This is a genomic window from Protofrankia sp. Cas3 (assembly GCF_963555955.1).
GTDB lineage: Bacteria > Actinomycetota > Actinomycetes > Frankiales > Frankiaceae > Protofrankia.
In genome coordinates, this window is sequence record NZ_CAUVXP010000019.1 from 42,581 (window position 1) to 53,435 (window position 10,855).

11 protein-coding genes are annotated in these 10,855 nt (G+C 67.6%); 4 read left to right on the forward strand and 7 right to left on the reverse strand.

Going from position 1 to position 10,855, the window contains the following annotated elements; all coding sequences use genetic code 11:
• Nucleotides 1–5: 5 nt before the first annotated feature.
• Complete coding sequence (locus U9983_RS05995) at nt 6–701, forward strand: glycosyltransferase family 25 protein (protein ID WP_322753063.1); 696 nt, start codon at nt 6–8, stop codon at nt 699–701.
• Nucleotides 702–811: 110 nt separating this feature from the next.
• On the opposite strand, the gene U9983_RS06000 is transcribed toward U9983_RS05995, so the two are convergent.
• From U9983_RS06000 to U9983_RS06030, 7 genes are all read right to left on the reverse strand, one after another.
• Entirely contained in the window at nt 812–1,486 is a 675-nt protein-coding gene (locus U9983_RS06000) for a DapH/DapD/GlmU-related protein (RefSeq protein WP_322753064.1), read from the reverse strand.
• Nucleotides 1,483–2,268 (reverse strand): alpha/beta hydrolase, encoded by a 786-nt coding sequence (locus U9983_RS06005; protein WP_322753065.1) that lies wholly within the window; start codon nt 2,266–2,268, stop codon nt 1,483–1,485. The genes U9983_RS06000 and U9983_RS06005 overlap by 4 nt, the downstream gene beginning before the upstream one ends.
• A gap of 157 nt (nt 2,269–2,425) precedes the next feature.
• Entirely contained in the window at nt 2,426–3,796 is a 1,371-nt protein-coding gene (locus tag U9983_RS06010; protein WP_322753066.1) for a class II 3-deoxy-7-phosphoheptulonate synthase, read from the reverse strand.
• Nucleotides 3,797–3,906: 110 nt separating this feature from the next.
• Nucleotides 3,907–4,932 carry a 6-phosphofructokinase gene (locus U9983_RS06015; protein WP_322753067.1) on the reverse strand — a complete coding sequence of 342 codons (1,026 nt, stop codon included), beginning with the start codon at nt 4,930–4,932 and terminating at the stop codon, nt 3,907–3,909.
• Between the two features lie 124 nt (nt 4,933–5,056).
• Complete coding sequence (locus U9983_RS06020) at nt 5,057–5,581, reverse strand: polyadenylate-specific 3'-exoribonuclease AS (RefSeq protein WP_322747425.1); 525 nt, start codon at nt 5,579–5,581, stop codon at nt 5,057–5,059.
• 22 nt (nt 5,582–5,603) lie between these two features.
• Nucleotides 5,604–7,001, reverse strand: a complete 1,398-nt coding sequence (locus U9983_RS06025; protein WP_322753068.1) for a hypothetical protein — start codon at nt 6,999–7,001, stop codon at nt 5,604–5,606.
• A 148-nt stretch (nt 7,002–7,149) separates the two neighbouring features.
• A complete protein-coding gene (locus tag U9983_RS06030; RefSeq protein ID WP_322747423.1) occupies nt 7,150–7,998 on the reverse strand; it encodes a lysophospholipid acyltransferase family protein in 849 nt (282 codons plus the stop codon).
• A 317-nt stretch (nt 7,999–8,315) separates the two neighbouring features.
• On the opposite strand from U9983_RS06030, the gene U9983_RS06035 reads away from it, so the two are divergent.
• From U9983_RS06035 to U9983_RS06045, 3 genes are all read left to right on the forward strand, one after another.
• Nucleotides 8,316–9,149, forward strand: coding sequence for an alpha/beta hydrolase (locus U9983_RS06035; protein WP_322753069.1), 834 nt, complete (start codon nt 8,316–8,318; stop codon nt 9,147–9,149).
• 228 nt (nt 9,150–9,377) lie between these two features.
• A complete protein-coding gene (locus U9983_RS06040) occupies nt 9,378–9,743 on the forward strand; it encodes a hypothetical protein (RefSeq protein ID WP_322753070.1) in 366 nt (121 codons plus the stop codon).
• A 99-nt stretch (nt 9,744–9,842) separates the two neighbouring features.
• Nucleotides 9,843–10,855: TIGR00300 family protein (locus U9983_RS06045; RefSeq protein ID WP_322753071.1), on the forward strand; the 1,013-nt coding region annotated here is incomplete at its 3' end.

Consider the following 10,855-nt stretch of genomic DNA (forward strand, 5'->3'; position numbering starts at 1 on the left):
CGTGGATGACAAGCACGCTTCCGCCGGAGCTAAAGGTGACGTTCACCTCGGACTGGAGCGGCCCCTTTGACGGCCACGACCTCACCAGAAACCATCTCGACGCCGCTGGCTACACTCTCTTCCCCTGGCAGATCGAGTCCGACAACCTCTGGTGGGCCAGGCCCCTGAAGTACGGCGAGGTCGGCTGCACATTGGCGCACCTGGCCTGTTGGCGCGATGCTGCCCAAACCGGCGACGAGCCATTTGTCATCGTTCTCGAAGACGACGCAGTCCTCCTGGCCGCCTTCCTCGAGCAGCTCCTCGCCGGCCTGCACCGGTTGACCCGACGCGGCCCCTTCGACCTGCTCTATCTCGGGCGCTTTCCCCTTGAACCCGACCACGACCGGCCGGTCCTGGAAGGATTCGTCTCGCCCGCCTACAGCCACTGCACCTTCGGCTACCTGCTCACCCGGCCCGCTCTCGACCTGGTGCTCGCCACCCACCTCGAAGAGGCCGTCGTGCCGGTCGACGAGTTCTTGCCCTCGCTCTACATCGACCATCCGCGCCCTGATCTACGCGCCCGGTTCCCCCGACAACTCACCGCCCTTGCCTTCGACCCACCACTGGTCTCCCAGCGCCCCAAGGGTGAGGCCGGAAGCGATACCGAGGACTCGGCTTTCGTCAAGCCCACGGGGACCGGGAGCCGGACCAGAAGGCGATGAACCGTCGTCGCCGGCGGGACGTTTACTCAGCCCCCGCACCCGGCCCTCCGTAGGGCAGCCTCGGGAAAGGAACGCTCCACTCCACCGTGCTTCGCCAGCGATGTCCTCTGTCATAGCTTGCGTGCCTTCGACAACGACTGCCAGTGGCGGATCAGACCTTGCAGCCGGCGTCCCTGCCACTGCTCGGCCGGAACGCGGACGTTGACACCCGTCACGACATGCTCCGGCGCAACGTCCTTGGTCACCACTGCGCCCGCGGCAACGTAACTGCGTGGGCCGATCCGGACGCCGCCCACCACTCGCGCCCCGTAGCCGACCACGGAGTCCGCTTCGATCACCGGAGGCTCCTCGTCGACCTCCCACCAGCCCTCATGGGGACGGGTGTACTCGTGCACGAGCTCGCCCATCACCGTGGAGCGATCGCCGATGGTCGTGCCGTCACAGACGAATCCCGCCACGCAGACGTCCACGCCGATCGTGACGCGGTCACACACATACGCTCCGTACACAATGCGGGTTCGCTCGCCGACCGTGCTGTTGTAGCCGATCCGCACGCGGTCCTCGATGACGCAGTCGGCGCCGATCCGGACCCCCTCGTGGATCACGACATGATTGCCGATCAGGCAGTTCGCCCCCACCACCACCGGTTCACCGATCGACGTCGAGCCGGACCGCCGCTGCTCGGCCCGCAAACGCGCCTCCTTCGGATAGCCGAAAACGCAGTGCTCGCCCACCACCGTGCTCTCCTCGATGTGGACCGGCGCGTACAGAGACGCGATGTTCATGCTCGGTCCCCGTCGTCGACAAGCCATTTCGCCGTGACGGTGATCGCCTCGTCCTCGCGTTCCCGGGTGTCAAAACCGTGATCCGAACCCGGGACGGTGTGGAAGTCGGTGTCGGGTCTGGCGTCAGCCGCCTGCTGTGCAATCTCGTACGAGACCGCCGTGTCCCGGTCGCCGTGCACCACGAGGGTCGGGACAGCACTCGCCATCAGGAAGTCCAGCGGCCGGTAGTGATGAAACTCCTCGAACATCACCCTGCCGACCTCGAACTCCCCGTCGAGCACCAGGAACCCCTGAACGGACAACAGCTTCTGTTGATCCGGGCTGAAGTTCTCCCTTCCCCACGGCAGTTCCGGTCTCAGGAACGTCCGCCACAGATCGAGTACCGGGTTCCACAGGACAAGCCTATTGATGCGGTCGGTCAACCAGGGCAGCGAGATGGACGCCGACACCGCCCCGAAGCTCGACGCCACGATCGACAGACGACCGGAAGACCGCGCCTCCACGTACTCGACCGCAGCCTGAAGATCGAGCAACTCACCGGCGATCGTCGCGCCACGCTGGGTCCCCCCGCTACCCCCATGACCACGGAAGGAGAACCGGAGAACATGGAAGCCGGCGCTCGCGAGACGATCGGCGAGTCGTACGAACATCCCACCCTCGGTCATGTTCGCATTGATTCCATGCATCTGGATGACCACTCCCCGGCTTTCCCCGCCGGTGGCTGGGTGCACCGCGGCCTCCAGCCGCACTCCGTCGATGGACGTCAGCTCCACCCGCTGCATCTCCCGCTGCTCCCGTTCCCGGCCTCTGGCGACAGCCAGTGCTCCTCACGTGACCAGCATGGACGCACCGTCCCGCCGATGATCCGCTGAGGGCTCCTGGCCCCACCCCACGGTCAGCTCGGCTCCGTCGCCTGCTCACGAGCAGGTTGAGCGGTGTTCAGCGCCCTACTTGGCGGTCCCCGGTGGGAGCGAGGCGGGGGGAGCCCTGCTGGAGCCTTTCCGCGACCAGGAAGGCCAGCTCAAGCGCCTGGCCGGTGTTCAGCCGGGGATCGCATGCGGTCTCGTACCGTCCGGCGAGATCGGCCTCACCGATCTGTTCGCCGCCGCCGAGGCACTCCGTCACGTTGTCACCGGTCAACTCGATGTGCACACCGCCGGGATGGGTACCCAGCGACCTGTGCACCTCGAAGAAGCCGAACACCTCGTCGAGGACGTCGTCGAAGTGCCGGGTCTTGACCCCGTTCACATCGCGGGTGTTGCCGTGCATGGGGTCGCACGACCACACCACGGGATGGCCGGCGGAGTTGACCTTCTCGACGATCGCGGGGAGCACCTCGCGGACGCGTCCCGCGCCCATCCGGGTGATGACCGTGAACCGGCCCGGGATGTGCTCGGGGTCGAGCCGATCGACCAACGCCAGGACGTCGTCCGGGGACGCGTTCGGACCCACCTTGCACCCGATGGGATTACCGACCCGCGACATCAGGTCCACATGCGCACCGTCGAGATCACGGGTACGCTCGCCGATCCAGAGCATGTGTGCGGACACGTCGTAGACCGCGCCGGTCGCATCCTCCGTCCGGGTCAGGGCGCGCTCGTAGTCCAGCAACAGTGCCTCGTGGCTGGTGAACAGCTCGACGCCGTGCAGATTGGACGTGCGTTCGAGGTCGATGCCGCAGGCGGCCATGAACGACAACGCCCGTTCGATGTCGGTCGCCATGATCTCGTACCGACGCCCGGCCGCCGAGTCCCGCACGAACGTCTTGTTCCACTCGTGCACCTTCGACAGGTCAGCGAACCCACCGGTGGCGAAGGACCGGACGAGGTTCAGCGCGACCGCGCTGGCATGGTAGGCGTCCACCAGCCGGCCGGGGTCGGGCCGGCGGGCCACCGCCGTCGCGGCGATGTCGTTGACCGCATCGCCGCGGTAGGACGGCAGCCCCGTGCTCGCCTCGATGTCGGCTGACCGCGGCTTGGCATACTGGCCGGCTATCCGGGCGACCTTCACCACCGGCACGCTTGCCCCATAGGTGAGCACGACCGCCATCTGCAGCAGCGTTTTCACCTTGTCGCGAATTTTGTCGGCGGTGTTCGCGGCAAAGGTCTCGGCGCAGTCCCCACCCTGGAGCAGAAACGCCTCGCCCCGGGCAACCGACCCCAGCCGTTCGGTCAGAACCCGAATTTCCGGCGCGGTGACCAACGGCGGGAGGGCCGCCAACCGGTCGCGGGCCGCAGTCAGCTCCGCAGGGTCGGGCCAGTTCGGCTGTTGCTTGACCGGCAGGGTCCGCCAGACATCCAATTCGTCCACGGTAGTATAGGTTACGGTGTGACGGTCGGGTCGGGTCGGATCTCAACCGTGTCATCCTCGCGGACCTGTCATCCTCGCGGATCTGTCACCGGCTCGGACCTGTCACCGGCTCAGCCGAAGAACACCTCCGCCTCGGTGTAGAGCTCCTCCGGTACGAGCTTGAGCTCACGGGTCGCCTCCGCCAGCGGTACCCGGTCGATCCGGGTTCCGTGCAGGGCCACCATCGTGCCCCAGTCACCGTCGTGTGCCGCGTCGACGGCATGCAGACCGAAGCGGGTCGCAAGCCACCGGTCGAACGCCGTCGGCGTGCCGCCCCGCTGGACATGGCCGAGCACGGTCGCGCGGGACTCCCGCCCGGTCCGGCCACGGATCTCAGTCTCCAACACGGACGCGATTCCCTGCAGCCGGACATGCCCGAAGGCGTCCAGCTCCCCTTCCTTGACCACCAGGCTGCCGGCCACCGGACTCGCTCCCTCAGCCACCACGATGATCGGCGCGTAGTGCGAGGCGAAGCGGTGTTCGACGAAGGCACAGACCTTGTCGATGTCGAAGGGTCGTTCCGGAATGAGGATCACGTTGGCGCCCGCCGCCATTCCGCTGTGCAGGGCGATCCAACCGGCATGCCTGCCCATGACCTCGACGATGAGGACGCGATGATGGCTTTCGGCGGTGGTGTGCAGGCGGTCGATGGCCTCCATCGCGATGTTGACCGCCGTGTCGAACCCGAAGGTGTAGTCGGTGGCCGACAGGTCGTTGTCGATGGTTTTGGGAACCCCGATAATCGGGATTCCTTCGGTGTGGAGCCGGGCGGCGACGCCGAGGGTGTCCTCGCCCCCGATGGCGATGAGGGCGTCGATCCCCAGGTCGTCAATAGTTTTCCGGATGCGGGCGATGCCGTCGTCCACCTTGTAGGGGTTTGTGCGACTGGAACCGAGAATCGTCCCACCGCGCGGAAGAATCCCGCGGACCGCGTCGACGCCGAGCGGCACCGCGGCATTTTCCAAGGGACCACGCCAGCCGTCCCGAAAACCTATGAACGAATGTCCATAGATATCTACTCCTTTACGGATGACCGCCCGTATGACCGCATTCAGCCCGGGGCAGTCCCCACCGCCTGTCAGCACGCCGATCCGCACGACCGCACCTCTTCTTCGCCGCCTGGACGCCCCGTTTCGGGCTCGTCAGAGCGGAGCGTAGTCGCAGCGAAGCGGTGCAGAAATACATCTGACAGCGTGGCGCGGCCGGAGGCCCCGCGAAAACCTACCCCGCGGCTGCCGGCGACAGCGCTGCCCGCAGCGGTGCCAGCACCCGCCAGCGGGCCAGGTTGTGGCGAGCGTCGGCAAGCGCGTCGTGAGCGTCGTGCGGTGGCCGGGGCAGTGCTGGACGGCCGACCTCCTCCCAGAGCTGGCGCAGGTCGCGGGTGAACCGGGGGAACGGGCGGGGAAGATCCGTCATGGTGCCGAAAAGCTGACAGAGCACAACATGGTCATAAGCGGCATACCAGGCCCACAGCTCCGGCGGCCCGTCGACGCTGAGGAACTCGGCGATGTCCGACTGGATCCGCGACCGCGACCGCCAGGACGGATCCGCCGGCGGCGGCAGCTTGGCCAGGACGTTGCGCTGCACCCACAGCACCGCGAACGCCGGATCGAACTCGGTGGATACGGCGTAGTACTCCCTGGCGCCGTCCTCACTGACGATTCCGATACTCACCAAGTCCAACCAGTGGTGACCCGCCTCGGAACGTTCGATGAACTCGGTGTCATAGAGATATCGGGTGCCCACCCGTCCAGTTTGCCTGGCCACGTCAGCGAAAGCGCTGATCGCTGGAAACGGCCACCCGTCCACCGCGGCCGCGGCGCATTCTCCACCGCAGGCCGCTGAGGACCGACGCCATTCCCGCGGCACCCGCCAGCGGCAGCGCCCAGAGCAGCACGCCGTTGACCCCGTCCTGCGCGCGGCCGGCAGCCTTGTCAGCGACTGGTCCGGCGGTCTCGTCCGTCCGGGCCACGCTGCCGGCCGACTGCCCTGCAGCGGACGCGGTCGTCGACTGCGCAGGTGAGGCTGGGCAGGGGTCACCCGCCGCCGGTGGCACCACCGGCGGTGCCTGCTCGGCGGTGGCCGGTTCGACCCTGACGTCCACCCGGGAGGCTCTGGCATCGGTGACCAGGCAGACCACGCCCGCGCCCGGGGCGGAGACGACCGTCGCCCCGCTCGCCCGCACCACGTAACCATCTGGATACACACGTGCCGGCACACGGATCTGGGTCGCGACCCGGCCACCGAAGGTACCGCCCCCCGCCGGCGCCGGTATGTAGGCCAGGGTCAGCAGCCGCCCCGAGGGACTGTAGGTGAAGCCCACCGGCACACCGGCGACGGCGGCCGGGTAGGGCCTGACGATGGCGGCGAGAGTCACGTCGCTCAGTGGCCGGTCGAAGAACCACCCGATCTGCGTCGTGTCGGCGGCCGACACCAACCGCAGCACAGTCGCGGGATCGCCAGCCGCCCACCCGACGAGGAGCGCCGCCTCGTCGTTGGTCACCACGTTCGCGGTCGGGTCGAACGACGCGGCGCTCTGCCGCCACAGGAGATGGTGCGCATCGGTGGCCCGGACAGCCCCGTTGAGCCCGGGGGAACCCGTCGATGTCGTGAGCTCGAAGCCGACGAGTCCGACGACGTCATGGAACCGGCCAGCCACACGCCGTAAGCCCTCGGCGTAGGCCTCGTCACCAGCCTTCGCAGCCGACGCCGTCGGCACAATCTGGATCATCGCGCGCAGACCCTGGCCGACGACGGCTTCGACAGCGTCGGCGAGCTGGTCGAGCCCGGGGTCGAAACCGTCGGCGGTTACGCGAGCCGGCACGCCCCCTCGACCGGAGGTACCGGCGAACGTCCCGTCAGCCTCCATCCGCACGCCGATACTCACCGCGTTGAAGCCTGCGGCCGCCCACTGCCGCACGGTGGCGGTGTCAACGGTGCCGCCCGGCGGCACCGACGGGCCATGCAGCAACAGCACCCGACCCTCGGGATCAACGACAAAGCGGCCCGCGCGCAGCACCGTCCCAGCGGGTGGGCCGGCCGAGGCGATCCGGGTCGGAGTCGGGCTCACCGGTGCCGCGGCGCGCGCGGGCTGCGCCAAGGCCCCCGAGAGGGCCGTGACGGCCACCGCCGCGACCATGGTCATGGTCACGACCGTGCCCCTCACGGCCGACCACCGCGGGGCACCCAGCCTCGCGAAACGCATGCGCTCGGCACACCCGACCAACGGGCGTCCGCCCCTGCGCACGCCCGACGCCCTGGGATCCCCCGATGAGTACACACCGACCATCCTGCCGTGCCCATCGCACCGGGCATCAGCCTGCCTGGCGGGTACCCGTCCCGTCGCCGACGTCGCGGCTGTCGCGGTCGGCGCTCCCACCCTTGGCGCGTGCGGTGTGGGGCATCACGGCGGTCGTGTGATCGTGCGTCCGTCCGACGGAATCCGGAGATCCCGAGCCGCCGGCCGCCTCGATCGCAGCCTCGCGCGCGGCGGCGATCTCGACCTTGGCCCGCTGGGCGTACATGTCGACGTACTCCTGGCCCGACAGCACCATGAGCTCATACATGATCTGGTCGGTCATGGATCGAAGCACAAAGCGGTCATCGGCCATTCCCACATACCGGCTGAAGTCAAGAGGGCGCCCGATCCGGATGCCGACGCGCCCGATCCTGGGAATTAGCCTTCCCTGCGGCTGCACCTCGAAAGTACCGATCATCGCGATGGGGATCACCGGAACCTTCGATTCCAGCGCCATCCGGGCAACGCCGATCTTGCCGCGGTAGAGTCGTCCGTCCGGCGATCGGGTACCCTCCGGATAGATCCCCAACAGCTTGCCGCGTTGCAGCACCTTGACCCCGGTTCGCAGCGCAGCGTCACTCGCGGCCCCGCCGCTGCGGTCGATCGGGAGCTGACCCGCACCGCTGAAGAACAACCGCTTAAGCCACCCCTTGACCCCCGGCGAGGTGAAGTAGTCGCTTTTGGCCAGGAAGGTGACCCGCCGCGGCACCACCAAGGGGAGGAAGAAGTGGTCGGCGAAGGACAAATGATTACCGGCGAGGATGGCGGGACCCCGCTCCGGGATGTTTTCCAGCCCCTCGACCCACGGCCGCCAGAAGAGCCGCAGGAAGGGGGTGAGAAACGCCTTGACGACCCAGTACAACACGTCAGCTCCCGGTGTGGTCGTCCACCAATATCCGCCGGACACACCCGTACACGGTGGCCGGAATAACCCTATGGACCCCTGCTGGCGGCGTCCACCGACATGCGCCGCGGCACCCAGCCGTGTTACTGCCGTCACAGCCGCCTCGCACCGGCCCGCGCGGCCCATCGAGCACCGGCCCGCGCGGCCCATCGAGCATGGCCTGTGTCTCCCGAGCGTGCGAGCATGCTGCAAGGCTGGTTTGCGCGATGATGACGGAGAAACACCGCGCGCCCACAGAGGGCGAACGGTCCCACGCATGTGACGAGAGGGCGGAAACCATGGCGAGCGGACCGCAGCGTTCGGTCACACCGGGTGCGGAGCCGTTTGAGCGCGACGGTGGTGGTATCGGCGTGCTACTGATCCACGGATTCACAGGCACACCTCACAGCATGCGCCCATGGGGCGAGTTCCTCGCGCAGGCCGGCCTGACAGTGTCCTGTCCGCTGCTGCCGGGCCATGGCACCCGCTGGCAGGACATGAACGCCACAACCTGGCGGGACTGGTTCGGTGCGGCAGACGCCGCGTTCAATCAGCTCCGGGAACGCTGCGAGACCGTTTTTGTCATGGGATTGTCCATGGGCGGAACGCTGGCCCTGCGCCTCGCGGAGGTGCACGGTCCGGCCGTGGCCGGCGCGGTCACGGTCAACCCGAGCCTCGGCACCGACCGGAGAATTTCAACGATCACCCCGCTACTCTCCCGGATCATACCCGGCATACCCGGGGTCAGCAGCGACATCAAAGCTCGCGGTGTGCGGGAGATCGCCTACCAGCGGGTGCCGCTGCGGGCCTACGTCTCCCTGACCGACCTGTGGCGGGTGACGGTGCCGGACCTGGGACGCGTCGTGTGCCCCGTGCTGACCTTCCGCAGCCGCGTCGACCACGTCGTCGAAGCCTCGTCCGGACGGATCCTGCTGGCCGGCGCGACATCGTGCGACATCTCCGAACGCGTCCTGGAGGACAGCTATCACGTGGCCACGCTGGACAACGACCGCCAGACGATCTTCGACGAAAGTCTCGCGTTCGTCCAGACCCACGCGATGCTTGAAAGCCGAAGGCTGGACGATCGTGGTGCCGCCGCGCCCGGGGTTCCGCCCGGATCGCTGTCGGGTTGAGCCATGGCTGACATGACGCCCGGCGATCGAAGAGGGCCCGATCATGGCTCGGGCCGGGATCGGGCACCCGAGCATTCCTCGGATGACGGTTGCGCAGCCAAACGGTCCGCAGACGAACACGCAGCCGGCCAGGGGCCGGTTGACGAAGGCGCTGACAAAGAATGCCCTGATGACGCGGGATCTACGGGCAGGGCACAAGCCGGGGCCGACGCTGTGGGCAGTGACGCGATGGAGTGGGACACGGCGTTTGCGGCGCTGGTCGCGGGCCTGACCGACGAGGCGGATACCAGCGACTTCCATCAGGCAACAGGCTCCCGCCAGGAGCCGGACCCGTACGATCCCTCTGATCATTACGAGCCACCGCCACCGCCACCGCTGCCGCGGATGCGTCCGGTCACCCGGTGGGCACTGGGCTCCATCGCGCTCGGCGTCGGGATCCTGCTCGCGCCGGTGGTAGCCGGAATCGAGCACGGTACGAGCCATGACATAGCCGGAGTCATGCTTGTGCTGGGCGGAGTCGTCACACTGGTAGCACAGATGGGGGATCGACCGCCCACCGATTCCGACGACGGCGACAACGGTGCGGTCCTCTAGGGGCTGTCCGATGGATATTGGTCGATCGGACAGCCCCTAGTCCCGGATTCGGATGGACAGACCTCGGCGCCAGGGCCAGGTCACGGAAGGGGTGGCTGCGTGCGGTTCCACGAAACGGTCGAGATTCACGGTCACCTGATGGACACCGGAGTTCTCGCTCGGGTACTCGACGATGTCCTGAGCTACGGAGGCGACTACGAGGTCGAGAGCATCGATCTCGGAAAGAGCCACGACGACGAGTCACACGCGAAGATCATCGTTGGTGCGGACTCGGCGAACCTGCTTTCCCGCATTCTCATGCGCATCCAGGTACACGGCGTCAACAGCGTGAGCCCGGGCGAGGCAGTCCTGCGGCCCGCCGACCGTGACGGCGTGTTCCCCTCGGACTTCTACGCGACCACGAACCTGGAGACCATGGTCCGCATCGGCAGCCAGTGGGTGCCGGTGGAACATCCCGAGATGGACTGCGGCCTGGTCGTCGCCGGCGGGCGGGTGCGGACCGTCCCGGTGTCCGAGGTCCGGGCCGGCGACATGATCGTGTGCGGCGTGGCCGGCGTGAAGGCCGTCCTACCGGTCAGCGACCACTCGACGCGGATGTATGGAACCTTCCAGTCCCTGTCGTCGTCAACGACACCGATGTCACCACAACGCCAGGCTCTTCTGGTTCGCACGATCGCCCGCCAGATCCGCGAGCTCAAGACCGAGGGTTTCTCGGTGCTGTGGGTCACCGGGCCCGCGGTCGTCCAGGCCGGGGCCACTCCCGCCATGGTTGCCCTGGTCGAGGCGGGTTATGTGGACGTGCTGTTCTCCGGAAACGCGTTCGCCACCCTCGACATAGAGGCGGCCCTCTACGGAGAGGCGATCGGCAACGAGTTGACCCGCGGCACTGCGGCCGAACGCGGTCACGAACAGCACATCCGGGCGATCAACACGATCCGACGCGCCGGTTCGATCACCACGGCGGTTGAGGACGGCATCCTCACGGGCGGGATCATGCATGCGATCGTCAAAGCCGACAAGAAGTTCGTCCTGGTCGGCTCGGTCCGCGATGACGGCCCGCTGCCAGACGTCCACACCGATGTGCTGGCCGGGCAGCGCGCAATGCGCAAGGC